The organism is Arthrobacter sp. SD76 (genome assembly GCF_049726125.1).
GTDB classification, from domain to species: Bacteria; Actinomycetota; Actinomycetes; order Actinomycetales; family Micrococcaceae; genus Arthrobacter; species Arthrobacter nitrophenolicus.
The window spans coordinates 3144115-3167881 of sequence record NZ_JBNBLR010000001.1; the positions used below are offsets into that span (position 1 = coordinate 3144115).

General features: G+C 68.3%; 21 protein-coding genes and 3 pseudogenes. 7 read left to right on the top strand and 17 right to left on the bottom strand.

Features of this window, described 5'->3' with window-relative positions:
• Nucleotides 1–27: 27 nt before the first annotated feature.
• From ACPEE0_RS15230 to ACPEE0_RS15260, 7 genes are read right to left on the bottom strand one after another with little or no spacing between them, the layout of a single operon-like run.
• Nucleotides 28–297, bottom strand: a complete 270-nt coding sequence (locus ACPEE0_RS15230) for a hypothetical protein (RefSeq protein ID WP_424574805.1) — start codon at nucleotides 295–297, stop codon at nucleotides 28–30.
• Nucleotides 290–1000: an amylo-alpha-1,6-glucosidase gene (locus ACPEE0_RS15235; RefSeq protein ID WP_424575286.1), complete on the bottom strand. Its 711-nt coding sequence runs from the start codon at nucleotides 998–1000 to the stop codon at nucleotides 290–292. Before ACPEE0_RS15235 ends, ACPEE0_RS15230 begins: the two co-directional genes overlap by 8 nt.
• Nucleotides 892–2331 carry a glycogen debranching N-terminal domain-containing protein gene (locus tag ACPEE0_RS15240; RefSeq protein WP_424574806.1) on the bottom strand — a complete coding sequence of 480 codons (1440 nt, stop codon included), beginning with the start codon at nucleotides 2329–2331 and terminating at the stop codon, nucleotides 892–894. The genes ACPEE0_RS15235 and ACPEE0_RS15240 overlap by 109 nt, the downstream gene beginning before the upstream one ends.
• Entirely contained in the window at nucleotides 2328–3671 is a 1344-nt protein-coding gene (locus tag ACPEE0_RS15245) for an MGH1-like glycoside hydrolase domain-containing protein (RefSeq protein WP_354176368.1), read from the bottom strand. Before ACPEE0_RS15245 ends, ACPEE0_RS15240 begins: the two co-directional genes overlap by 4 nt.
• The gene (locus ACPEE0_RS15250) at nucleotides 3668–4465 is read right to left on the bottom strand and encodes a sugar phosphate isomerase/epimerase family protein (RefSeq protein ID WP_009356968.1); all 798 of its coding nucleotides are present in this window, start codon (nucleotides 4463–4465) and stop codon (nucleotides 3668–3670) included. Before ACPEE0_RS15250 ends, ACPEE0_RS15245 begins: the two co-directional genes overlap by 4 nt.
• A complete protein-coding gene (locus ACPEE0_RS15255; protein ID WP_424574807.1) occupies nucleotides 4462–5268 on the bottom strand; it encodes a zinc-dependent alcohol dehydrogenase in 807 nt (268 codons plus the stop codon). The genes ACPEE0_RS15250 and ACPEE0_RS15255 overlap by 4 nt, the downstream gene beginning before the upstream one ends.
• 8 nt (nucleotides 5269–5276) lie before the next feature.
• A complete protein-coding gene (locus tag ACPEE0_RS15260; RefSeq protein ID WP_424574808.1) occupies nucleotides 5277–5525 on the bottom strand; it encodes a hypothetical protein in 249 nt (82 codons plus the stop codon).
• Between the two features lie 223 nt (nucleotides 5526–5748).
• Between ACPEE0_RS15260 and ACPEE0_RS15265 the strand changes: the two genes are divergently transcribed.
• Nucleotides 5749–6240 (top strand): hypothetical protein, encoded by a 492-nt coding sequence (locus ACPEE0_RS15265; RefSeq protein WP_424574809.1) that lies wholly within the window; start codon nucleotides 5749–5751, stop codon nucleotides 6238–6240.
• The gene (locus ACPEE0_RS15270) at nucleotides 6144–6716 is read left to right on the top strand and encodes an ROK family protein (RefSeq protein ID WP_424574810.1); all 573 of its coding nucleotides are present in this window, start codon (nucleotides 6144–6146) and stop codon (nucleotides 6714–6716) included. Before ACPEE0_RS15265 ends, ACPEE0_RS15270 begins: the two co-directional genes overlap by 97 nt.
• Nucleotides 6717–6725: 9 nt before the next feature.
• On the opposite strand, the gene ACPEE0_RS15275 is transcribed toward ACPEE0_RS15270, so the two are convergent.
• On the bottom strand, nucleotides 6726–7952 hold the full coding sequence (locus ACPEE0_RS15275) for a class I mannose-6-phosphate isomerase (protein WP_424574811.1): 1227 nt from the start codon (nucleotides 7950–7952) through the stop codon (nucleotides 6726–6728).
• The gene (locus ACPEE0_RS15280) at nucleotides 7868–8506 is read right to left on the bottom strand and encodes a hypothetical protein (RefSeq protein WP_424574812.1); all 639 of its coding nucleotides are present in this window, start codon (nucleotides 8504–8506) and stop codon (nucleotides 7868–7870) included. Before ACPEE0_RS15280 ends, ACPEE0_RS15275 begins: the two co-directional genes overlap by 85 nt.
• Nucleotides 8507–8607: 101 nt before the next feature.
• On the opposite strand from ACPEE0_RS15280, the gene ACPEE0_RS15285 reads away from it, so the two are divergent.
• Nucleotides 8608–9171 carry an SGNH/GDSL hydrolase family protein gene (locus ACPEE0_RS15285; RefSeq protein WP_160166596.1) on the top strand — a complete coding sequence of 188 codons (564 nt, stop codon included), beginning with the start codon at nucleotides 8608–8610 and terminating at the stop codon, nucleotides 9169–9171.
• On the opposite strand, the gene ACPEE0_RS15290 is transcribed toward ACPEE0_RS15285, so the two are convergent.
• The 4 genes from ACPEE0_RS15290 to ACPEE0_RS15305 form a co-directional block, all read right to left on the bottom strand.
• Entirely contained in the window at nucleotides 9152–10240 is a 1089-nt protein-coding gene (locus tag ACPEE0_RS15290; protein ID WP_424574813.1) for an MGH1-like glycoside hydrolase domain-containing protein, read from the bottom strand. The genes ACPEE0_RS15285 and ACPEE0_RS15290 overlap by 20 nt on opposite strands.
• Before the next feature lie 91 nt (nucleotides 10241–10331).
• Nucleotides 10332–11162: a carbohydrate ABC transporter permease gene (locus tag ACPEE0_RS15295; protein WP_424574814.1), complete on the bottom strand. Its 831-nt coding sequence runs from the start codon at nucleotides 11160–11162 to the stop codon at nucleotides 10332–10334.
• Between the two features lie 97 nt (nucleotides 11163–11259).
• Nucleotides 11260–12261: a carbohydrate ABC transporter permease gene (locus ACPEE0_RS15300; RefSeq protein ID WP_009356961.1), complete on the bottom strand. Its 1002-nt coding sequence runs from the start codon at nucleotides 12259–12261 to the stop codon at nucleotides 11260–11262.
• A complete protein-coding gene (locus ACPEE0_RS15305; RefSeq protein ID WP_354176423.1) occupies nucleotides 12258–13673 on the bottom strand; it encodes an ABC transporter substrate-binding protein in 1416 nt (471 codons plus the stop codon). Before ACPEE0_RS15305 ends, ACPEE0_RS15300 begins: the two co-directional genes overlap by 4 nt.
• A gap of 296 nt (nucleotides 13674–13969) precedes the next feature.
• Between ACPEE0_RS15305 and ACPEE0_RS15310 the strand changes: the two genes are divergently transcribed.
• Both ACPEE0_RS15310 and ACPEE0_RS15315 read left to right on the top strand, forming a co-directional pair.
• A complete protein-coding gene (locus ACPEE0_RS15310) occupies nucleotides 13970–15118 on the top strand; it encodes an ROK family protein (RefSeq protein ID WP_009356960.1) in 1149 nt (382 codons plus the stop codon).
• Between the two features lie 86 nt (nucleotides 15119–15204).
• A complete protein-coding gene (locus tag ACPEE0_RS15315; RefSeq protein WP_009356959.1) occupies nucleotides 15205–15534 on the top strand; it encodes a DUF6457 domain-containing protein in 330 nt (109 codons plus the stop codon).
• Nucleotides 15535–15606: 72 nt separating this feature from the next.
• Here ACPEE0_RS15315 and ACPEE0_RS15320 read toward each other — a convergent pair.
• Nucleotides 15607–17934: pseudogene (locus ACPEE0_RS15320) on the bottom strand (FdhF/YdeP family oxidoreductase).
• Nucleotides 17935–18124: 190 nt separating this feature from the next.
• Here ACPEE0_RS15320 and ACPEE0_RS15325 point away from each other — a divergent pair.
• Both ACPEE0_RS15325 and ACPEE0_RS15330 read left to right on the top strand, forming a co-directional pair.
• Nucleotides 18125–19885, top strand: a pseudogene (locus ACPEE0_RS15325) (RecQ family ATP-dependent DNA helicase).
• A 34-nt stretch (nucleotides 19886–19919) separates the two neighbouring features.
• A pseudogene (locus tag ACPEE0_RS15330) lies at nucleotides 19920–21123 on the top strand (TerC family protein).
• Between the two features lie 72 nt (nucleotides 21124–21195).
• Here ACPEE0_RS15330 and ACPEE0_RS15335 read toward each other — a convergent pair.
• From ACPEE0_RS15335 to ACPEE0_RS15345, 3 genes are all read right to left on the bottom strand, one after another.
• A complete protein-coding gene (locus ACPEE0_RS15335; protein WP_424574815.1) occupies nucleotides 21196–21459 on the bottom strand; it encodes a hypothetical protein in 264 nt (87 codons plus the stop codon).
• A gap of 273 nt (nucleotides 21460–21732) precedes the next feature.
• On the bottom strand, nucleotides 21733–22359 hold the full coding sequence (eda, locus tag ACPEE0_RS15340; protein WP_424574816.1) for a bifunctional 4-hydroxy-2-oxoglutarate aldolase/2-dehydro-3-deoxy-phosphogluconate aldolase: 627 nt from the start codon (nucleotides 22357–22359) through the stop codon (nucleotides 21733–21735).
• The gene (locus tag ACPEE0_RS15345; protein ID WP_009356955.1) at nucleotides 22352–23737 is read right to left on the bottom strand and encodes a mannitol dehydrogenase family protein; all 1386 of its coding nucleotides are present in this window, start codon (nucleotides 23735–23737) and stop codon (nucleotides 22352–22354) included. The genes eda and ACPEE0_RS15345 overlap by 8 nt, the downstream gene beginning before the upstream one ends.
• Nucleotides 23738–23767: the final 30 nt, after the last annotated feature.

The window sequence follows — 23767 nt, forward strand, 5'->3', positions numbered from 1 at the left end:
CCTAACGCCGGAGTTGCCCCCGCTATTTCAAGGCGCGGCTCCTTTGCCCTGCTGGCGCACCAGCCCGTGGGGAACGGCCGGGTGGGCCCGCACCACGTAGCTTCCCTCGCCGACCTCCGTGACCATGATGCCGGTGCCATACCGGTTGGCGGCTTCCTCCACCATCCGGACCGCATCGGCCAGCGCCGCGGAGGCCTCCTGCGGCTCCCGTACCCGGACTTCCACCATGCCCGTGCACCGCGTTTCCTTTGCTGGCTCCGCGGCGGGCATGGATCCCGCCCGGGCCGGCCTAGCCACGGGCGGCCCCCATGCCGGGCACGACGGCGGCTTCCGCGGCGGGTGCCGCACCGCCGTCGCGCTTCTCCCCGGCCTGCTGGCCCGTCCGCGGAGTCCCCTCCCCCGCCAGCCGGCACGCGGACAGGCCCGCGGCGGCGGCCCACGCCTGCGGGGACCCGGCGTGGTGGTACTGCACTGGAACCGGAAAGTCCTGCCTGGAGAAGCCGCCAAACAGCTCCGGCAGTGTGTTGCCGAAGTAGGCTGCGGCGTCGCGGAGGCCGCGCGCCACGGTGGCGGCCTGGTCGCGCAGGCCGTAGGACGCCATGCCCTCGGCGGCCAGCATGGTGTCATGCGGCCAGACGGAGCCGTTGTGGTAGGACAGCGGGTGGTAATTGTGCTGCCCTTCGGCAAGGGTCCGGATGCCCCAGCCGGTAAAGAAGTCGGGCCGCAGGAGCCGAAGCGCCACTGCGCGGGCGTCCTCCGGATACAGGATCCCGGCCCACAGCAGGTGCCCGGCGTTGGACGCCAGCGCATCCACCTGCCGGCCTTCGCCGTCCACCGCCAGTGCCGGGAAGTCATGCTCCGGCATCCAGAAGTCCACCCGGAAACGGACCTTTAGCTTGTCCGCGAGGCTCCGGAGCTGCCCTGCCCAGGCGGGGTCGCCCCAGACCTCGGCCGCGAGGCGGGAGCATTCCCGCAGGCCGCGCCAGGCGTACCCCTGCACCTCGGCCAGGGCGATTGCACCCACAGGTTCGCGGCCGTCCGCCCGGCCACGGCGTCGTGCGAGTCCTTCCAGCCCTGGTGCAGGAGCCCGCCGGGATCGGGGGTGTAGCGGAGGAACCCGGTGTCCCGCAGGCCGCCGTCACCCAGCATCCACTCCACCGCCGCGCGCGCCGGCTGTTCCATGTCCCGGAGAAGCTGCGGATCGTCCACCCGGCCCAGCGCCATCAGGAACAGCGGGGTGGAATCCACCGTCCCGTAGTAGCGGCCATACGGTACGGCGCCCAGCTGCGCCAGCTCGCTGACCCGCAGCTCGTGCACCATTTTGCCGGGCTGCTCCACCCTGGCGGGGTCATGGACGGTCCCCTGCGTGGCGGCCAGGGCGCGGAGGACGTCCGGAAGCAGGTCAGGGCGGTCCTGCCGCGCCAGCAGCGAGGCCAGGACCGAGTCCCGGCCAAAGAACGTGAGGAACCAGGGCAGGCCGGCGGCCGGGATGGTCAGGTCCGGCCGCAGCGGGCAGGGCATCAGCAGCGAATCCAGGTCCCGGAGGCTTTGGCGCCTGAGCGCGCTGTCCTCCTTGGGCTGCGCGGACTTCCCCTGCGGGACGTGCTTTCCGGACGAACCGGGGCGTGGCACGCGGGGCTCCGGCGCTGCCGGCTTCGGCCGCAGCGGCGCGGTGGCGAGGGCGGTGATGGTCAGCGCCTGTTCCCCGCCGGCTTCCAGGGGAAGGTCCCAGGTCAAGGTTGCAGCCACGAAACGCCCGGCCACCGGCTCACGGCGGACCGACGGTGCAATGCTGGCCGTGACCCTGACCCCTGCCTCAAAGGTGCGGCCCGCGAGGGTGTGCGTGTAGTCGAAAGTCAGGGAACCGTCGTCGATCACGGTGAGGCTGCTGGCAGCCGCGGAAAGGTCGAAGGTCCTGCCGTCCGTGCGGACCGTGAACTGGTCCGCGAAGTCGGTGCCGGCGCCCAGGACCAGGTGTGCGGTGACGGGCTCCCGGCCGAGGTTCCGGATGGCCAGGGTCTCGGTGAGGCCGCCCGCGTCCAGCTCCTGGGTCCGGACGACGAAGAGGTCATGCGTCTGGTTCCGCCGGCCCGCGGGGCTCATGGCGATGCGCCGACGGCCCGGTTCCGAGACGCTGCCGACCTCCCAGAAGGCAGACCGGTCGATCTCCAGGATCCAGCGTGAGAGCAGCCGGGTGTCCGCCACGTAGAGGCCCTCGGTGCCGAGGGCGGCGGCCTGCGCGCGCCCGATGCTGCCATCAGGGGCGCCGCGCATCATGGCGCCGTGCGCCACCAGGACGGAGACGGCGGACGGAGGTGCGGTGGCGGTCACAGGGCGCTCCTTTGATAGGTGGTTTCCAGTGCCAGCGCCGCGGTCCAGCTGAAGCTCCGGGTGCCGTGCGCCGCACCCGTCCAGGGGTCGACGTATTCGGGAAAGTCGTGCTCCGCCGCGAGCTTGCCGATGTTGCCGCGCAGGAAGTCCGCCTGGCCGGTCCGTCCCAGCCGGTCCAGGGCCTCGGCCACCAGCCAGGTCATGTTGAACCACGCCGGTCCGCGCCAGTACAGCGCCGGATTGTGGTCCTCCGCGGTGGCGTCGTAGCTGGGCACCATCAGGGCGCCGCCGCCCAGGAAGCGCGGTCCGTTCAGGGTGGCAATTAGTTCGTCGGCATGGGCCTGGCCGGGAAGCAGCAGCGGCATCAGCCCGTTGACGGTGGCCTTCCGCACCACGGCTCCGGTGATGGCGTCCCGCGCGGAGTAGCAGCCGAGCTCCGGAACATACAGCTGCTCCAGCGCCTCCGCCGTCCGCTGCGCGCGCTCGCGGTGGACTCCTGCGGGCAGCCCCAGTTCCGCGGCAATATCCGCGAGCGCCAGCTCTGACACCGCCAGGAGGGTGTTGAAGAGCGGGTCCTCCATCAGGAAGGGGTAGTCCCGGTCCTCGTCGTCGCAGCTGTGGTCCCGGTAGCGTTCAGCCATCCAGAAGTATTTGCCGTACTCCTTCTGGCTGGGGCGCTCTCCGGCGTCGGCGTGCTGCAGGTCCGGCCGGTTCAGTGGTGTGCGGCAGTCATCGGGGATTCGTGCCATCACGTCGTCCCACAGTGGGGAGTTGTCCGTGCCCGACTCCCACGGGTGGACGATGCAGGCCAGCCCGGATCCGCGGCGGTCCCGGCGGCCGGTGAGGTAGCCGTGCCAGCGCACCAGCTTGGGGTAGCTCCGTTCGAGGAAGGACCGGCGGCGTGATTCGGCGGGGTCCGCCTGGTGGATCTTCCAGACCGCCCAGGCGTGGTTGGGCGGCTGGACCAGGCCCGCCGTCTCGGCGTGCCTGGGTGCGCCGGGGATGCTGGTGGACTGCCAGAAGGACGCGCCCGGCGCGTAATCCTGGTCCCGGTGCGGATCGAAGACGATCTGGGGCAGGCGGCCGTCGTCCCACTGCCCGGCAAACAACGCGTCCATTTCCTGCCCTGCGCGGCGGGGCGAGACGCGCCGCAGCCCTACCGCGATGAAGGAGGAGTCCCAGCTCCACTGGTGCGGATACAGTCCCGGCGCCGGAACCGTGTGGGTGGTGCGCCAGTTGGCTTCCAGGACGGCGGTGCCGAGGGCGGCAATCCGGCGGGGGTCCGCGCCGCGCCCGTCCGGGGCAGCCATCCGGGCATCCCGGGTGTGGCCGCCGCTCACAGGTACCGTCCCAGCAGCGAGGGAACGCGGGGAAGGACTTCGGCCGCGGGACCGGACAGCCTGGACTCCAGTGCCACCGTCCCCTGGTAGCCGATGGATTTCAGCGTGGCCCCGAACAGTGCCCAGTCGATGTGGCCCGCCCCGGGTTCCAGCCGGTTGGAGTCGCTGGCCTGGACATGGCCGATATAGTCCGCCGCTTCCTGCAGCGCCTCCGCCGGATCACTTTCCTCGATGTTCATGTGGTAGGTGTCCGGTGCCAGCTTCACCGCGTCCTGGCCGGCGAACTTCAGGAGCCGGACGCCGTCAGCGAGCCGGTTGACCATGTGGTCCTCGTAGCGGTTGAGGGGTTCCAGGTAGAGCTCCACGCCTTCCGACGCCGCGTGCCCGCCCAGGTGTGCCAGGGCCTCGACCAGCACGGCGGTGTCCTGCTCCTCGGTCCTGGGCGGCACGAACGGGGGCAGCCGCCTGGAGAACATGCCGTACGAGGCCGGGGTCATGACGCCGCGGCCGCCGATCTCGGCCATGACGCTGAGCTGGGATTTCAGCTGCACGACAGCGTCCTTCCGGAGTTCGTCGTCGAACGCGCCGATGAAGTGGGACATCTCCACGCAGGCCGTGGGCATCACGACACCCGCAGCCCGGGCGCGGCGCAGCTCCGGGAGCCTCGCCTCGAACTCGAGGTTGCCGGCTGAGCGGAGCTCGATTCCGCCGAAACCCCATTCCAGCGCGTGGTCGAACTTCTCCTCAAGGCTGGCGCCTGGAAGGTGTTGTTCCTGGACGGTGATGACGGTCATGAGAACTCCAATACAACCTGGAGCGCGGACTGGGGGTCCGTGTCCAGTAGTTCGTAGGCTTTGGCGGCGTCCGCCAGGGGAAAGGTATGGGTGACGAGGGAGGGTGCGTCCACCAGCCCCTTGGCCAGGTGGTCCACCACCGTCTGCTGCAGCCGCGGAACGGTCCAGCGGGAACGGAGCCGGTTGGGCACGGAACCGATCTGCGAGGCCAGCAGTTGGACACGGTTGTGGTGGAACTCCTCGCCGAAGCGGACGCCTGTGGCCTCGCCCTGGTAGAATCCGGCCGCGATGACGGTGCCGTCCGCGCCCACGGTGCGGGTTGCCTCGTGCAGCGCGCGGTAATTGCCGCTCAGCTCGATGGCCACGTCCACGCCGGCTCCGCTGGTGATCCGCCTGATGTCCCCGGCGAGCTCCGGTGACGGGCTGAGGGCATGGCCGGCACCCCACTGCAGCGCGTGCGCGCGCCGGTTCTCGATGCCGTCGACGGCGATCACGGCCGCCCCGTTCAGGACGGCAAAGCGGGTGGCCAGCAGCCCGATGACGCCCTGGCCGAAAATCGCCACCGTGGAACCCGGGCCAAGGTCCGCGGCGAGCACGGCGCTCAGGGCGATGGCACCCACGCGGACGAACGCGCCGGCCAGGGGGTCCATCCCATCCGGCAGGACGTGGCCGCGCAGGGTCTCCGAGGCGAGGATGCCCTCATCCCGGTGCCCCCAGATCCCCCAGACGATATCGCCCGGCTTCACGGGCGGGTCCGATTCGGCGGCATCCGACACCGGCGCTGCCGGTGGCGCAACTTCCACCACCTCGCCTACTTCGGAATACCCCAGCCATCCAGCGGATAGTTCAGCGCTTCCCGGCCCGGCTGGAAGAGGCGCGACGCCGGATCCCACACGGAGGTGAGGTACGGATTGGTGCCGCGGTAGGCAGTGAGCTCGGTCCCGGCCGAGATGCCGGAGTAGATGGTGCTTACCCTCGCCTGGCCGGGTTCGAGGGGGACGGACGGCTGGTCAACAACAGCCACGCTGCGGGGCGCGGCGATGCGGAGAAAGCGGGACACTTTCAGTTTTGTCCTTCGGTTCGTGGAGGCTGTCATCCTGTGACCTATCTGACATTAGCATAAGCACTAGCCCACTTGTGCCTAGTTGTTATACAAAAACTGCAGTATGTTTATCCCGTGCTTTCGGTCCCGCAGCACAGCCGGCCGTGCACCTGGCGGCCGAGGTTGCGGCGGACCGTCAGCTGTTACCAAACGCCGGACAGCAGGGTTTGGAGGGAGACAGGTGGACAACGGCGGCAAGCCAACGCCGGTACTGGAGATCGGCGGCACGCATGTAACGGCGGCCCTGGTGAGCAGCCCTGGCAATAGGGAACAGCAGTGGGCCGTGGTCCCGGACAGCGTGGTGCGGCGCGGCCTTGACGCGAACGCTTCCGCGGACACCCTCCTGGATGGCCTGGCGGCCGCGGCACGGGACATCGGCGCTCGCCATGACGGCTGCTGGGGTGTCGCGCTGCCCGGCCCCTTCGACTATGCGAACGGGGTGGCCCTGTATGAGCATGTGGGCAAGTTCGACCAACTCCGCGGCGTGGATATCAGGGCCGGGCTGCGGTCACGGCTGCAGGACGCGATGAGGAGCGCCTGGTCCTTAACGACGCCGACGCGTTCGGCATCGGCGAGGTGGCCCTGGGTGCTGCCGGGGACAGCCGCCGGGCCGTGTGCCTCACGCTGGGAACAGGTGTGGGTTCGGCGTTCCTTGCCGACGGTGTTCCGGTGAAGGCCGGGCCGGACGTGCCGCCGGACGGCAGCTGTTACCTGCTGCAGTACCGGGGCCGCCCGCTTGAGGAGACCGTCTCCCGCCGGGCGATCCGCCGCGCCTACGCTGCGGAGATGCCCGACGCCGGCGCCCCGGACGTGCGAGCCATAGCGGAGGCGTGCCGGGCCGGCGACGCCGTGGCCGTGGCAGTCCTTGGGCGCGCCTTTGCTGCCCTTGGCGAGGCCGTGGGCCCGTTTCTGTTGCGGTTCGGTGCGGAGGTCCTCATCGTAGGAGGCTCCATGGCCGGCTCCTGGGACATCGTGGAACCGGCGGTCCGTCAGGGGCTGGTGGCGGTACATCCGCAACTGGCTGCGCTGCCGCTCCGGAAGGCTGCGCGGTCCGAGGAAGCCGGGCTGGTGGGGGCCGCCTGGTGGGCGTGGACCCGGGAGTTCGGCCGGAGGCAGGCAGCTCGGAGGGAAGTCCGGGCCGAACCTTAGGCACAGCCCTCAGGCGGGCCGGCCGACAACCCTGGCGGGCAGGTCCGTTTCGGTGCCGCGGACGTAGGCCTTCACCGTGGCCAGCTTCTGGCCTGTCCCGGCACCGTGGGGGCGGATGGTGTAGGCACCCACGGCGGCGGGAATGATGAAGGTTTCGGCGTAGTTCACCACGAACGGCTCGAAGCGGCCATCCGGGCTCTCCACCACGGCTTCGGGGCCTTCCACCAGGTTGAGGACATTGACGGTGCCGCGGGTGTGGTGTTCCACGGTGCCGGTGAACCAGTGCCGCCGCACCTCGATGAACTCGAGTTCGTGCAGGCCTGTCCGCTCCTCGGTCCAGCCCGGGCCCGAGCCCAGCTCCTCCACCTGGTCCAGCAGTTGCTCCTTCACCCATACCGTGTCGCGGTCCCACTGGATATTCCGGCTGGCGTGGTCCACGTGGATGGGCCGGGGCCTGCCGTCCAGTCCCACCCGGTCCCAGTCCCACATTTTGAAGGTAAAGATGTAGGGCGTCGCCGAGATCTCCAGCACCATCGAGTTGGCGCCGGACGCATGCACCGTGCCGGCCGGGATGGAGAAGTGGTCGTGCTTGCGCGCCGGAAAGGCGTTGACGTAATCCTCCGCCGGGAAGTGCGTGCCGCCGTCGGACGCTTCCTTCAGCGCCCTGACCATGGCCGCCGGGTCCGTCCCGGATTTGAGCCCCAGGTACACCACCGCGTCAGGGCCGGCGTCCAGGAGGTAGTAGCTCTCGTCCTGCGTGTAATGCATGCCGAACCGGTCCTGGATGTAGTCCGTGAGCGGATGGACCTGCAGCGAGAGGTTGCCGCCGCCCATGGTGTCCAGGAAGTCGAAGCGGATGGGGAATTCAGCGCCGAACCGGGCGAAGGTCTGCGGTCCCAGCAGCGCAGCGGGCTGGGTGAACACCACGTTCAGGGATGGCAGTTCCACCACCTGTCCGCCCACGTCCAGCAGGATGCTGTTCTCCTCCGGAACGCAGTCGAAGCACCAGGCGTAGTTGTCCGCCTCCGCGTCCAGTCCGATGACCTTCTTCATCCACTGCCCGCCCCACACGCCGGGATCGAAGAACGGCACCACGCGGAACGGTGCCGCGGCGGCCGCGGCCATCCCGCGGTGGAACGTCTCCCCCGTGATCAGCGTGGCCCCGGCGATGCTGCGGTTGGTGTCCAGGACGTAGTCGACGGCGGGGAACATCTGCCGCTTGTGCCGGTCCGCCACCCGCCATTCCACGAAAAAGCTGCGCTTGTACTTGCGCAGGTTGTCCTCGTTGGTGTTGTGGCAGCGCCAGTTCGGGGCCCCGGCTCGCTGGCGCTGCTGAAGTTCCCAGCGCGCCATGTCCGCGAGGACCAGCGTGCGCTCGGGCAGCGGCACCAGGGCGGCTCCCAGCCCACCAGGACCACGGGAACGTCCGACGCCGACACCCGGGTTGCCAGGCCGGCAAGCCTTCCGGCGTCGTAGAAGTCGGCAAGGGTGTGATGGCTCAGGACGCCAAAGACGCGGTCGTCCGTGAGGTTGGCGGCGATCAGGGCGTCGATGTCCGCGATGGGCAGGGCGGCAAGGTCCTCGACATCCAGGATCCGGTGGCCGGGCAGCGCTTCCGCAATAGAGGCTTTCAGTTCATCCAGCCGGACGCCCGGGTAGGTGTCCACCACCACCGGCTTATCCGCACGGGCCGCTTCCTGCCAGGCTGCGTGTCCGGTCCAGGCCTGATGGTGCCCTGGAACGGTGACGGTGGGAAATTTGTCGTAGCTGCTGGCGGGAAAGGGGCTCATGGACTTCCGATCGGGAAAGCGGTCTTGATAACGTTGCCGGCACGTCGGCGGCCCACCCGGGGCTGCGTAGCTGGCGGAGGGCAGGAGCCGGGATGCGGCGGATGGTTTCGTACGGTCACTCGTGGATTGACGGGGATGGCGCGTCCGCGCCGTCGTTGCGCCTGGCCGCCCGGGCAGCAGCAGGGCTGGGACTGGAGCTGGACAACCGGGGCGTCGGCGGCAGCAGCAGCACCGGAACAGCCGCGCTGGTCCGGGACGCCGCTCCCCCGCCGGCCGCCCTCTACCTGCTCATGACGGGACTGAACGATCTTCGCCTGGGCGGCGAGTCGCCGTCGTCCCTTGAAAACTATGCCGGCGCGCTGCGGACCATCCTGGCCGCCTTCCGGCGGGCGGCCCCGGGGGCGCTGGTGGTTGCCGTGGCGCAGCCTCCGCTGCTGGACTTCAGCCTCCACGCTCCCCACAACCGGGGCTCGAACGGCCTGGTGAATGTGTACAACGACCAACTGCGGCGGGTGGCGGAAAGGTTCCCCGGCGTGGTGGTTGCGGAGGCCGACGGCTGGGACGCGGGCACCATGCTGGCGGAGGACACCGTGCACGCCAACGACGCGGGCCACGAATGCCTGGCCCGCGCCGTTGTGGCGGCCGCTACTGCTGCATGGCAATGACGAGGCCCGCCCACGTCTGGGGCACGGCACCCAGGCCGCGTCCGTTGTCCGGGTTCCAGTACTCGGCCCAGCCGCTGGCAACAGCGCCGGCTTCCGTAAGCTTCGCCAGCGACGCCGCTTCATCGTCCATGCCCTGGCGCCGGAAGGCCTGCTGGAACAGGTAGTTCAGCGGCGGCCACGCCGGGCCGCGCCAGTAGGTGTCCGGGTCGTACGCGGGGTGGGACCTGGCCACATTTGCGGGACCGTAGGGTGCCCCGAACCGGGCGGGGTCTGCCAGCTGCGCGAGGGCGGCCCTGGCTTTGGCACGGTCTGCGGTGACCAGGGCTCCCATCACGCCGTCGCTGATGGGGATGCTGACGGACGGGCCGCCGCCCACCACCGCAAGGTCTGACCAAAGCTGTTCGCTGTCATCCCACAGCTGTTCGTCCATGGCCTCCGCGAGCGCCGCCGCCCGTGCTTCGAGTTCCGGGTCGCCGGTGATGGCGGCGAGCTCGCGGAGGTTGAAGGCGGTGTAGGCGTTGAAGGCCGCCGGGCAGGCGACGAAGCTCGTGGACCAGCACGCGGCGCCGTCCGCCGAGAAGGACACCTCCGCCATGCGTTCCTTGTTCCAGGCTGTCCGTGCGGACCGGCTGTAGCCGTCACTGGTCCTGCCCGGGGCGCCCCAGTCATCCCAGCGCGGGGAATGGTCGTTTCCGGCTTCCCACGGATGGACAACATAGATGAGGCCCTCGGGTGTGCGCCGGTTCTCCCACAGCCAGTCCAGCCCCGCCCGCGCCCTGGCAAGGGTGGCGGCTGACAGCTGGATGCCGGCGTCGGACATCACCCTTGCGGCGTGCCCGAACATGGGCGGCTGGGTCAGCGAGGACGTCCCGGGAAGGGGACCCAGCCAGGTGTCCGGCCCCGCTCCGCCGTAGCGCATGTGCGGCACCATCCCGCCGGCAAGCTGGCCGGCAAGGACGGCGTCCAGTTCCTGGGCGGCCGCCCTGCCGTCACCCAGCTTCGCCCAGAGGACTGCATGGAAGCAGGAGTCCCACAGCCACAGGTGCGGATAGGTTCCGGGGTTGGGCACCGAGTAGCCGTGCTCCGCGCGCCAGTGCGCCGCAGGAGACCACGGACGGTCTCCCGGAGGCCGCTGGTACCTGCCCCTGTTGCGGACGCCATCAGCCTTTCTCCGCGCCTGCGGTGAGGCCCTCGGTGAGGAGCCGCTCCGCGGCGAAGAAGATGATGATGATGGGCAGGGTCAGGATCACCGAGCCCGCCATCAGCACGGTGGTGGGCACCTCGATGCTTCCTGCCAGCTGGGACAGGCCCAGCGAGACCGTCCAGCTGGGCCGGGTGTTGACCAGGAACAGCAGCGCGAAGAGGAACTCGTTCCACGCGATCATGAACACGAACAGGCCGTTGGAGATGATGGCGGGCATGGCCAGCGGCAGGCTGATCCGGCGCAGGACGCCGAGCCTGCTGGCGCCGTCCAGGGCGGCGGCTTCCTCCAGGCTGGTGGGGATGGTGTCGAAGTAGTTCCGCAGCATGTAGATGGTCACCGGGATCACCTGCGCCACGTAGACAATCAGCAGCGCCACCAGCTGGCCGCGCAGGCCCAGGCGGGTGAAGAAGGTGAACAGGGGGATGGCCAGCAGGATGCTGGGGAACAGGTACACGGCCAGGAACAGGGCGCTGACCTGGCGGCGGCCGAAGAAGTTCAGCCGGCTGATGGCGTAGGAGCCCGGGATGGCCACCAGCAGCGAAATCAGCACCGTGCCCAGCGCCACCAGGGCACTGTTGCCCATGAACCTCAGGAAGCCCTGGCCGCCGTCCTCCTGCGGCGTCATGATGCTCACGTAGGAGCCCCAGTCCAGTTCGGCGAGCGGAATGACCAGTGAGCCCGGGTCCCGCAGGAGCGAGTCCAGGGGCCGGATGGACAGGATGAACATGTAGTAGAACGGGAAAAGCGTCACCAGCACCAGGCCGACGATCACCACCCAGCGCAGCACGCCGAAGATCCTGTTTCGATCACGTCCCGCGTCCAGCGGGACCCTTCAGGGGGCCGGGGCGAAGAGGCCGGGCGCCGTGTTTCGACGGGAACCGCCATCAGGAGACCTCCTCTTTCTTCGCGAAGAACTTGATGTAGACGCCCACGAACAGGCCCAGGATGAGGGCCAGGACCAGTGCCTGGGCGGATGCCGCGCCAATGTCGCCGCGGGCGGTGAGGTAGTTGAACACGGTAACGGCCACCACTTCGGTGCCGCCGCCACCGCCGGTGAGCAGGTAGATGTCATCGAAGCTGTTGAACGTCCAGATGAAGCGCAGGACGGACAGCATGGCCATGGTGGGCAGCAGCTGCGGCAGGATGATGTGGAAGAACCGCTGGATGGGCGTGGCGCCATCCACCCGGGCCGCCTCCTCCAGGCTGTCCGGCACTGCGTTGAGCCGGGCGGTGAGGAACAGGAAGGCGAACGGGAAGGACCGCCACCACTCGAACACGATGACCGTGATCAGGGCTGTGGGGATCTGGAACTCCAGGCCCAGGAGGGAGACGTCCCTGACCCGCTCGCTGAGGAACGGAATGGCTTCCTCCCAGCCGAACAGCCGCTTCCCCCAGTAGTTGACCAGCCCGAATTGGGGATCGAGCATGGTGGTCCAGGTGAAGGTGACGGCCACGATCGGGGCGACGTACGGGATGAGCATGGAGGCCCGGATCAGCGTCCTGCCCTTGAACGGCTTGCGCAGGGCGAGGGCGGCTATCAGGCCCAGGATGATGGCCCCGGCCGTGCCCAGGATGGAGTACGCCAGGGTGGTTGCCAGCGACTGGAAGAAGCTGCTGGAGAAGACGTTGTCGAAGTTGGCCACGGTGTACGGGCCGAAGATCCCTGCCGTGCGGATGTTGAGGATCCGCACGCGCTGGAACGCCAGCACCAGGGTCCAGAGGATGGGCAACACCACCATGACCAGGACCAGCACCAGCGTTGGGGACAGCAGGGTGAGGCCGGCGCGCTGCTCCTCGCGGGCCATCGGGGAAAGCTTGCGGCGCCCCCGCAGGCCGGCGGCTGATGCCGCCGGTCCTGCCGGAGCGTCCTTTTGGGTGGAACTCACTGCAGCGAATCCTTGATGGACTTGAGGGAATCGGCCGCCTGCTTGGCTGCGGTCTCGGGATCAACGCCGCCGGAGGTGACGTCGCTGACGGCCTTGGCGATGGGCAGCTCACCCAGGGCAGCGCCCACCAGGTCGCCCTGGCCCTGCGTGATGCCCCAGCGCTTCAGCTCATCGGGACCCTGCTCCAGCACGGAGAGGACGTCCTCGGAGTAGAAGTTGCCCAGCGGTTCCTTCTTGTCCACGCCGGCGGGCATCGTCTTCCACTTGTCCGCGTATTCGGTGGGGTTGTCGGCGGTGCCGGCACGGACCGGAAGGCGTCCTTCCGGAGCGATGGAGAGCCAGTCAACGTAGCCCTCGGTCATGAAGTACTCCACGAATTTCCGGGCGGAGTCGCTGGCCGAGTCCTTGGTGACCGTCCACGAGACCACTTCGCCGAACTGGGCGGGCTGGTCGCCGTCGGGGCCCTGGATGCCGGTCACGACGCCGGTGTTCTTGGCCAGGAAGGCGGGGTCCGCGGCGCATTCGGGGCAGGTGGGGGCGGCGTCGTTGCGGAGGCCGGCCATTTCATCCAGCAGGAAAGTGGACCAGATGGCCATCGCTGCCTGCCCGGCGAAGTAGGAGGCTCGGACGGTGTCCACGTCCTGGGCGCCCGGCACCGAGTAGTCCTTCAGCATGTCGCGGTAGAAGGTGAGGGCTCCCACGCATTCGGGGCTGTCGAAGGTGATGTCGCCCTGGTCGTTGACCATTTCGCAGCCGTTGCCCTGCGCGATGTGCTCGAAGGTCTGCTGCGTGAAGGCCTCGCCCGGCTTGTTGGCCGCGGCGATGCCCGCCAGCTCAGGCGTATCCAGCTTTTGTGCTGCCGCCTTGATGTCGTCGTAGGTCTTGGGCGCCGTGAGGCCGGCCTTCTCGAACAGGTCCTTGCGGTAGTACAGGAGCTGCTGCCACGAGGAGTCCGGCACTGACAGCTGCTCGTCGCCGTCGCGCGTCAGCTCAAGGGCACGCTCGGAGAAGGTGCCTTCGCCGAGGCTCTCCACGATCGCCTTGTTCGTGTCGCTGTCCACCAGGTCATTGGCGGCAAGCGTGCGGACCTGCGCCAGCGAGATGGAGCCGATGACGTCGGGAAGGTCGCCTGCTGCTGCCGACGAGGTGAGGACCTGGTTGAACTGGTCCTCGGGGACGCCCACCAGGTCAACCTGCACGCCGGTGGCCGCGGTGAATTTCTCGATAATGGCCTCGGTCTTGGCCACGCGGTCGGGCAGGGTGTCGGCGGTCCAGACGGTGATGGGTTCCCCGCCGGTTCCCCCTGTGGGCCCGGTGTCCGAACCCTCGTCCTGCGTACAGCCCGCCAGCATTGCCACGGCCAGCGCTGCTGTGGCAACGGCGGCCACCGTGGATCTGCCTCTGGTTCTCATCACTTCGATGCTCCTGTCCTAGGCGGCGCTTTTGATGCCGCGTCCTCGCGCATTCGGCGCCTGTTCCTGCCGGGACCGCCGACTTTGGCTGTCCGGCACAGCGGGTGCTGCTTACCCGCCGCGGGCTGTGAGCACAGTCACAGGCACCGAACTTGTGCCTAAAGGCTATCCAGATGTTGTCTAGCTGTCTAGCATTAGCTGCAGACTCATTCGACATGTTGATGCACGAGTTGTGCCCTATTGGCTGCCCGGCCAATAGGATTGCGAAAGTGCCTTTTCGACCGTAGGAGCAGCAAATGTACGTGGGACCCGGGGATGTCCTTCACTTGGTCAGGTCCGGAAAAGCAGTCACCCGCGGCGACATCCAGGAAGAGACCGGCATGTCCCGGATGACGGTGGCACAGCGCGTAGACGCCCTCCTGAAGGCCGAGCTGATCCGCGAGGCCGGTGCTGCCAGGCCTTCCGGCGGACGGCGGCCCACCCACCTTGCCTTCAACCTGCAGCATTCCTTCACCATTTCGGCAACGGTGGAAACAACGTCCAGCCGGGTGGCACTGACGGACCTCGACGGCACCGTCATCGCCGACGAACACGTGGACACCGCCGTCGACGACGGGCCGGAAAAGGTCCTGCGCGCCATCATGGACGCGGCGCAGCGGCTGCTGAAACAGACCAGGACCCCCGTGTCCAAGGTTTCCGGCGTGGGCCTGTCCATTCCCGGTCCCGTGGATCCGCATACCCTGCGTCCCAGCCAGCCGCCCATTATGCCTGGCTGGGACGCCTACCCCGTCGTGGAACTCATCCAGGACACCTTCGACGTTCCGGTACTGGTGGAGAACGACGCCGACGCCATGGCCGTCGGCGAGTACACCGCCGGTTTCAAGGGCACGCCGTCGCTCTGCCTGGTGAAGGCGTCCACCGGCATCGGCACCGGGCTGGTGATCAACGGCGAGATCTACCAGGGCGTCGACGGCGGCGCGGGCGACATCGGGCATGTCCGCCACCCTGCATTCTCGGCATTGCAGTGCCAGTGCGGCTCCTTCGGCTGCCTGGCGGCCGGCGCCAGCGGCGGCGCGATTGCCCGGCAGCTCACGGAGCTGGGGATCCCGGCGTCGTCGGGCAAGGACGTGCGCCAGCAACTCCTCGCCGGAAACCTCGACACGATGCGGCTGACCCATGAGGCCGGCCAGCGGCTGGGCGAGGTGATGGCCACCGTGGTGTGCCTGCTCAACCCGGCCGTGCTGCTGATCGCCGGGGACCTTGCCTCGTCGTCGCTGATCGGCGGCATCCGCGAGACGCTGTACCCCATGTCCCTCCCCCGGGCCACCCGGCACCTGGACGTCCGGCTGGCGGCCCTGGGCGAGGATGCAGGCATCCGGGGCATGTCCTCGCTCCTGGTCAACCAGGTGTTTTCGCCTGCAGCGGTGAACGCCCGGCTCTCCTGACCATCGCTGGTGACTTCCGTCCGCAAGCCTTGTAGTGTCGGCAGCGGACGGCAAAACCCGGCGATTTCGATGGCAAGGAGCGGACCATGGCAGTCAACGACGACGAAGCACAGGTACTGGACCAGTGGAGCAACCGGCTGGCGCAGGCCCTGCAGATCCTGGACCTGAAAGTGGACCACGAGCTGCTCCTGGACCTGGCCCGCAAGTCCGCGGGCAACGTCATCCACGCGGCAGCGCCGGTCACCACGTTCCTGGTGGGCTACGCTGCCGGGCTGGACGCGGGGACGGGCAGCGCCGGAACGCGGGAGGCGTCGTCGGCTGCCGTGGAGAAGGCCGCCGGGGTCGCTTTCCAGCTGTGTGAGGACGGGCCCGACGGCGGTCCGGCCAGCCGGGGCTGGGCGGACACCGGGCAGTAACAGCCGGTGATTGAGCCTGTCGAAACAGGGTTTCGACAAGCTCAACCACCGGATACGGGCTCAACCCACCGGTTACCCCCAGGCGGTGGGCTCCTCCTCCAGCACGGGCACGGCTTCGAGCCGGACAATGACGGCTTTTGACGCCGGCGTCTGGCTTCCCTCCGCCACGCTTTCCAGCGGCACCAGCACGTTCGCCTCCGGGTAGTACGCCGCCGCGCAGCCGCGGGCCGAGGGGTAGGAGACCACCCGATAGTTCCGCAGCACCCGGTCCACCCCGTCGGAGTACACGCCGTGGATGTCCACGTGCTGCCCGTCGGACAGCCCCAGTTCCGTGAGGTCTGCGGGGTTCACGAACACCACCTCGCGGCCCTTCCTGATGCCGCGGTACCGGTCGTTGTGGCCGTAGATGGTGGTGTTGAACTGGTCGTGCGAGCGCATGGTCTGCAGGATCAGGGTCCCGGCGGGGCGTTCCACATGCTCCAGTTCATTGACCGTGAGGACGGCCTTGCCGGTGGGCGTGTTGAACGTCCTTGAGTCGCGGGGGCCGTTGGGCAGGATGAACCCGCCGTCCTGCCGGACCTTCCGGTTGTAGTCGTCGCAGCCGTTCACCACATGGGAGATGTGGTCCCGGATCAGGTCATAGTCCTTTTCAAATCCTGCCCAGTCCGCGGAGGTCCGCCCGCCCACGGTGGCGGCGGCGAGGCGGCAGACGATGGCCACTTCGGAGAGCAGGCCCGGGGCCACCGGCTCCACCGTCCCGTGCGAGGCGTGCACGGCGCAGACGGTGTCCTCCACGGAGACAAACTGCGGCCCGGATTCCTGCCGGTCGATCTCCGTCCGGCCCAGGGTGGGCAGGATCGAGCGCCTCGGCGCCGGTGACCGCGTGCGAGTGGTTGAGCTTGGTGGAGATCTGGACGGACAGCTCCGTCTTCTCCATCGCCTCCTCCGCGGCGTGCGTGTCCGAGATGGCGCCCACGAAATTGCCGCCGAGCGCGATGAAGACCTTGATGCCGCCGTCGCGCATGGCCCGCACGGTCTGGACGGCGTCCAGGCCGTGCTCGCGGGGCGGTTCAAAACCGAACTCCCGCCCCAGGGCGTCCAGGAAGGCGGGGGCATCTGTTCCCAGATCCCCATGGTCCTGTCGCCCTGGACATTGCTGTGCCCGCGGATGGGTGAAGCGCCGGCGCCCGGCTTGCCCATGTTGCCGCGGAGCAGGAGCAGGTTGATCATCTCCTTGATGGTGGCCACGCCCTTTTTCTGCTGCGTGATGCCCATCGCCCAGGTGATGATCACCCGGTCCGCTGCGATGTAGCGGGCCGCCAGTTCCTCGATCTCCTCCAGGCGGAGCCCGGTGGCTTCCAGCACGGTGGCGTCGTCCAGCCGGGCAAGGTGGGCCCGCAGCTCCGCCAGCCCGTCGCAGTGCTCCTCGAGGAATTTGTGGTCCAGCACGGTCCCGGGATGGGCGTCTTCGGCTTCGAGGACGCGCTTGGAGATGGCCTGCAGCAGCGCCATGTCCCCACCGATCCGCACCTGCAGGAACTGGTCGGCCAGGTCCGTGCCGCGCCCGATGATGCCCTTCACCTTCTGCGGGTTCTTGTACCGCATCAGCCCGGCCTCCGGCAGCGGGTTGACGGCCACGATCCTGCAGCCGGCTTCTTTGGCTTCCTCCAGGGCGGTGAGCATCCGCGGATGGTTGGTGCCCGGGTTTTGTCCCATGACGATGATGAGGTCAGCTTTGGCGAAGTCGTCGTAGGACACCGTTGCCTTGCCCACGCCGATGGTCTGGCCCATGGCCCAGCCGGAGGACTCGTGGCACATGTTGGAGCAGTCCGGCAGGTTGTTGGTGCCGTAGGCGCGGATGAACAGCTGGTAGAGGAAGGCGGCCTCGTTGGAGGTCCGGCCGCTGGTGTAGAACGCGGCCTGGTTGGGGTCAGGGAGCGACGCCAGCTTGTCGCCGATGATGCCGAACGCCTGGTCCCAGCTGACCGGACGGTAGTGGTCCTCCCCCGCCGGTTTGTACACCGGTTCGGTGAGGCGGCCCTGCATGCCCAGCCAGTATTCCGAGCGGTCCCGCAGCTCGCTGACAGGGTGTTCGGCCCAGAACTCCGAGCCGATGACCACCGGCGTTGCCTCCCAGGTCACCGCCTTGGCCCCGTTTTCGCAGAACTCGAACGTCTTGCGGTGGCCCGGGTCCGGCCAGGCGCAGCTCATGCAGTCGAAGCCGTCCTTCTGGTTCAGCGCCAGCAGGGTCTTCCGCGACCGCTCCACCCCCATGTGCTCCAGCGCCGGCTTCATGGAGTAGTAGACGCCGGGCACCCCGGCAGCCCAGGTTTTAGGATGGCCGGTCACTTCCAGTTCGGACTCGTCGGCTTCGTCGACCTTCGGGTTCTTGCGCGTCACGCTGCACACTCCTCGGCTGATCCCTGGTCCCCATTACCCACGGCATCCGCCGGCGGACCAGCTTCTTCCACAGTTGTTCAGCGGGTCATGGAAGTCAAGGGATGCACGACGGCGGCTCCTGCCTGGCGTAGGCTGGTTCCCGCGGCTGAAGCAAGCGGCTGCGGGACCCACTGCGCGGAGCTGCCTCTACATGTCCGACGATCTTGCCCTCGCCGCCCTGGCGGCATCTTCCTTTCCCTGCCCTCATTGCGGGACGGCCAGCTGGCCGGCATGAGCGCCCTGGCGGCCGGCCGCGACGTCCTGGCCGTGATGCCCACCGGGTACGGCAAATCCGCCATCTACCAGGTGGCCGCCCAGCACCTGCACAAGACGACCGGACGCCCCGCCGTTGTGGTGTCACCCCTCATCGCCCTGCAGGAGGACCAGCAGGATGCCCTGGCCGGGGACCTGGGCCGGGGGCCGCCGTCGTCATTAATTCCTCGCACAGCGATTCCGAGGTGGAGGCCGCCTGGCAGGCTGTCGAGTCCGGGGAAGCCACCTTCGTGTTCCTGGCCCCCGAACAGCTGGCCAAGAAGGAGACGGTGGACCGTCTGGCCGCCCTGGACATCTCCCTGTTCGTGGTGGACGAGGCACACTGCGTTTCCTCCTGGGGCCACGACTTCCGGCCCGACTACCTTGGCCTGGGCAGCGTCCGGGAACGGCTGGGCAACCCGCCCGTGGCGGCGCTCACCGCCACCGCGGCACCGCCCGTGCGGGACGAGATCGTGGCACGGCTGGACATGCGGAACCCGCTGGTGCTGGTGCACGGTTTTGACCGGCCCAACATTTCCCTGGATGTGGTCCGCTACCATGAGGACAAGGGCAAGCGCAAGGCTGTGCTTGAGCAGGTCGCGGAGTTCGCGCGGGACGGGCACGGGCTGCTCGATGCCGCCACCCGGAAGGACACGGAGAAGTACGCCGCCAAGCTTGCCGGGCTGGGGCTGCGCAGCGAGGCGTACCACGCGGGCAGGTCGGCCGGGGACCGGGAACGGATCCACGAGGAGTTCCTCCACGACGGGCTGGATGTGGTGGTGGCCACCACCGCCTTCGGGATGGGCATCGACAAACCCAACGTCCGCTTTGTGGTCCACGCGGACATTCCGGAGTCGCTGGATGCCTACTATCAGGAGATCGGCCGGGCAGGGCGGGACGGGAAGCCCGCCGCGGCGGTGCTGCACTACCGGTCCGAGGACCTTGGCCTGCGGAAGTTCTTCACCACCAGTTCCCCGGACCCGACCGCCTCCTGGCGGTGCTGAAGGTCCTCAAGGCCGCGCACGCACCCACCCCCAAGTCCTCCCTGGCTGAATTGACAGGGTTCCCTGCCCGCCGGGTCACCGGGCTGCTCAACCAGCTTGAGGAGGCGGGCGCCGTCGCCATCGGCAGACGGGGCGTCCGGCTCGCCTCCAAGGCCAAGCTGCCCGCCCTGGTGGAGGACGCCGTCGAACTTGCCGAGGCCCGGCAGCGGGTGGAGCAGTCCCGCCTCACCATGATGCGGGCCTACGCGGAGACGGACGGCTGCCGGCGGCAGTTCCTGCTGGGCTACTTCGGTGAGGACCTGCCCGACCCGTGCGGCAACTGCGATGGCTGCGCCGCGGCGGCCGGCCGGCAGGAGGCGGCACAAGCGGCGCACGATGGCGGCGGACCGGACAGCGAGAAGCCGTCGGACAAGAAAAGCACGGCAAAGAAGAAGGGACCGTCAGGGAAGAAGGAGCAGGCTGCCAAGAAGCAGGGGGCGAAGAAGCGCGCGGACGATCCGTTCCCGCTGCAGTCCACGGTGGTGCACAAGGAATGGGGTCCCGGCCTGGTCATGCGGCACGAGGATGACGTCATTACCGTCCTGTTCGAACAGGAGGGATACAAGACCTTGTCGCGTTCGGCCGTCGTGAAGCATGAACTGCTCAAGCCCGCGTAGGCTTGAAGGACACTGACGACGAAAGGCCTGCCGCGTGGAAGTACCCGCCATAGTCTGGATCTTGACCATCGCAGGAATCGTTGGCCTGCTGGCCTTCGACTTCTTCTTCCATGTCCGGAAGGCCCACACGCCGTCCCTTAAGGAAGCAGCCGTCTGGTCCGCCATCTATGTGGGCATCGCGGTGCTCTTCGGGCTTGGGGTGCTCATCCTGGGCGGCACCACCATGGGCGCGGAGTATTTCGCGGGGTACATCACGGAGAAGGCGCTGTCCGTGGACAACCTTTTCGTCTTCCTCATCATTATGGCCAGCTTCCGGGTGCCGCGCGCCGACCAGCAGAAGGTACTGCTGTTCGGCATCGTCTTCTCCCTGATCGCCCGCACGGGGTTCGATCCTCCTGGGCGCCGCGCTGATCAACAGCTTCGCGTGGGTGTTCTACATCTTCGGCCTGATTTTGCTGATCACCGCCGGCAACCTGCTCAAGCCGGGCAGCCACGACGACGACGAGTCCGAAGGCCTGGTGGTCCGGCTCGCCAAGAAGTACCTCCCGGCGTCGGCCCACTACGACGGCGACAAGCTCTTCACCATGGAGAACGGCAAACGGGTCCTCACCCCGATGCTGCTGGTGATGGTGGCGATCGGCGGCACGGACATCCTGTTCGCCCTGGATTCCATTCCGGCAATCTTCGGCCTGACCCAGAACGTGTTCATCGTGTTCACCGCCACGGCCTTCTCCCTGATGGGCCTGCGGCAGCTGTTCTTCCTGATCGACGGGCTGCTGGACCGGCTGATCTTCCTCTCCTACGGCCTTGCCGCCATCCTGGGCTTCATCGGCGTCAAGCTCATCCTGCACGCGCTCCACGAGAACACGCTGCCGTTTATCAACGACGGCGAGCACGTGAACGTCGTGGAGGTGAGCACCGGCGTTTCGCTGTCCGTCATCCTGGGGGTCCTGGTGGTCACGGTGGTGGCCTCCATCTTCAGCCCCAAGGGCAAGGCCAAGAACGCCGTGTCCGGAGCCAAGCGGCATGCCGTGGAGTATCTGGACCTCAACTACGAGACGGACATGGTGGAGCGGGACAAGATCTTCGCCCGGATGTGCCGCGAGGAGGACCAGATCCGCAAGCTTCCGGAGAAGTACAAGCGGCTGATCCGCAACGAGACCGAGTTCCTGGAACTGCTCCGGAGCGCCCATGACGAACACGACAAGGCCCAGGTCCGCGCGGACGCCAAGGGCTGACCCGCCCGGCACAGCAGGGGCAGCGGACGACGGCGGGAGGTCCCGCCGTCGTCCGCTGCACCTTGAGCGGGTCTACTGCGGCTCGCATGCCTTCAGCGATCCGGCGTGCTGGCGGGCTCCGCCCGCGACGAAGTGCCCGAAGGTGTCGTACTCAAAGGCCTCGGCCACACCCTTGTAGTAGTTCACGTCCAGCGTGCCCGCCGTCGCCTCGGTGGAGACGATGATGCCTACACAACTTGCGCGATTATTTGCTGCCTGGGCCGGGGCGGCCCCGGCGGTGAAAGCGAAGAGCCCTGCTGCGCAGAGCAGGGTGAAACGGCGGACGTGGGTGTTCATGACTTGACCTCTTCACAACGATGGGGATCCCCATCAAAGGCTGGCATTGTCTGCGGCCGCCGCCGGCAGTCCGGCGGAACAACCAGACGGACCTTCGTTGCCCCCAGGGCGCGGACCAGACGCGGCGTCCCGCGACGGGAACGCCTTCGGCTACCACTGCGGGCGTGCCGACCAATGCGCGCCCGTGAGAAGAGTACTGCTGCTGCCGGCCGGCGTCCACGGGTTTTTGCCCGCCCCGGCGGGCCGGGACGGGCGTATCCAGCTGCGGTTAAGCTACCGCCCGAGCAGGGCCGCCTCGCTGGCCAGTGCCGTGATCCTGGCCCAGTCCTTGGCGGCGACGGCGGCTGCCGGAGTCAGCCAGCTGCCGCCCACGCAGGCAACATTCGGCAGCTTCAGGTAGTCAGGCGCGGTGGCCAGGCTGATGCCGCCCGTGGGGCAGAACCGGACGTGCGGGATGGGTGCCCCGATGGCTGACAGGTAGCCGGGGCCGCCGGCAGGACCGGCCGGGAAGAACTTCATGGTGTCCAGGCCCTGTTCCAGGACCGCCATCACTTCGCCCACCGTGGCCACGCCCGGCAGCACCGGGACGTCCAGGGCGAGCATCGAGCTGAGCAGGGCGGGGGTGACGCCGGGGCTGACCAGGAACCGGGCGCCCGCCGCCACGGCGGCATCGGCCTGCGCCGGCGTGAGGATGGTGCCGGCTCCCACCAGGATCTCCGGGACTTCAGTGGCGATGAGCTTCAGCGATGTCAGGGCTGATTCGGTCCGCAGCGTCAGCTCGATGATCTTCACGCCGCCGTCGGCCAGCGCCCGGGCCAGAGGGACGGCGTCCTGGGGTTCGTCGATGGTGACCACCGGAATCACCGGTGAGACGTTCAGGACGGCGGAGGCATCAGCCATGGTTGATCTCGTTTCCCAGGCCTTCCGGCCCGTTGTTTTCCAGAATGCGGTACCAGTGCAGCAGCAGTCCGGTGAAGCCCTCGTGCTGTGCCAGGTCCTGGTCGAAGGCGGGCCGGAAGCCCAGCAGTGCCGGCACCACGTCCTCCGGCATCCGGGTGGCTGGCAGGACGGCATGGAGTCCGGCGGCAAGCGGATCGTTGAGATCCGCCGCCGGGGTGATTGCCACATGCCGCATCCAGGCCGCAATGGCCAAGGCGGCCCAGCGAGGTTCCCGCCCGGCGTCGAAAGTTCCCCGGATGGTGGGGATCAGGCGCAGCCCGATTTTCTGCGACCCGTCGCTGCCCACTTTCGCTGTGGTGTGCCCGAGTGCGGGGTTGGCGAAGCGGCGGAGCACCTCGGCACAGTACTGCCCGCCGTCCAGCCCGGCAGGCAAGGCAATGGTGGGGAGCGCTTCCTCAAGCATCATCCGGCGGCACGCGGTGCGGAAGGCGGGGTCGGCCACGGCGTCGCTGATGGTTTCCTTCCCCGCTGCGAGGCCGAGGTAGGCCAGCATCGAGTGGCTGGCGTTGAGCAGCCGCAGCTTGGCAGCTTCCCAGGCCGGCACGTCGGCGCTGAAGAAGGCACCGGCGTCCTCCCAGCGCGGGCGGCCGGCGGCAAAGTTGTCCTCGATGACCCACTGTTTGAAGGGCTCGGCCACCACGGCCGCTTCATCCCGCAGTCCCAGTTCCTGTTCGACGGCGGCCAGATCGCCTTCCGTGCTGGCCGGCACCATCCGGTCGACCATGGTGCTGGGGAAGGTCACGTTGTCCTGGAGCCAGGCCAGCAGCGACCCGCTTTCCGACGTGGGAAGGGAAGCAGCGAAGCCGCGGACCAGTGTCCCCGTCAGTTCGCCGTTGCCCGGCAGGTTGTCGCAGGACAATACAGTGACCGGACCTGCCCCGTTCAGGGCGCGTTGCTGCAGTCCGCGGGTGATCTGGCCGATGGCGGTCCGTGGCGGTTGACCGGCAAGATCAGCCTGGATCTCGGGGTCGTCCAGGTCCAGGGTGTGGGTCCGGGGATCGAAGCGGTAGCCCTTTTCCGTGATGGTGAGCGTGACCACCTTGGTGGCTGCAGCGGCGATCCGTTCCACCACCAGTTCCGGGGTGTCCCGGCCGGAGATGGCTTCGACGATACTGGAAACGACGCGCGCCGGGGCTGCGCCGTCGCCGCGTTCGGCCACGGTGAAGAGCCCGTCCTGCGGGGCTAGCTGCCTGGCCACGGTGTCCGAGCGCTGGGTGACGCCGATGATGCCCCATTCGTAGTCGCCGGCAGCGAGCATGGCGTCTTCGGTGAACACCGCCGTATGGGCGCGGGCGAATGCGCCCAGGCCCAGGTGCACGATGCCCGGCTGCAGCTTTCCGCGTTCCAG

What these genes read in the sequence shown, in the direction of transcription:
- ACPEE0_RS15250 (WP_009356968.1), bottom strand. Translation starts at nt 4,465, where the DNA reads ATGACCGTCATCACCGTCCAGGAACAACACCTTCCAGGCGCCAGCCTT.
- ACPEE0_RS15280 (WP_424574812.1), bottom strand. Translation starts at nt 8,506, where the DNA reads ATGAGCCCCTTTCCCGCCAGCAGCTACGACAAATTTCCCACCGTCACC.
- ACPEE0_RS15285 (WP_160166596.1), top strand. Translation starts at nt 8,608, where the DNA reads ATGGTTTCGTACGGTCACTCGTGGATTGACGGGGATGGCGCGTCCGCG.
- ACPEE0_RS15305 (WP_354176423.1), bottom strand. Translation starts at nt 13,673, where the DNA reads ATGAGAACCAGAGGCAGATCCACGGTGGCCGCCGTTGCCACAGCAGCG.
- ACPEE0_RS15310 (WP_009356960.1), top strand. Translation starts at nt 13,970, where the DNA reads ATGTACGTGGGACCCGGGGATGTCCTTCACTTGGTCAGGTCCGGAAAA.
- ACPEE0_RS15315 (WP_009356959.1), top strand. Translation starts at nt 15,205, where the DNA reads ATGGCAGTCAACGACGACGAAGCACAGGTACTGGACCAGTGGAGCAAC.
- ACPEE0_RS15335 (WP_424574815.1), bottom strand. Translation starts at nt 21,459, where the DNA reads ATGAACACCCACGTCCGCCGTTTCACCCTGCTCTGCGCAGCAGGGCTC.
- eda (WP_424574816.1), bottom strand. Translation starts at nt 22,359, where the DNA reads ATGGCTGATGCCTCCGCCGTCCTGAACGTCTCACCGGTGATTCCGGTG.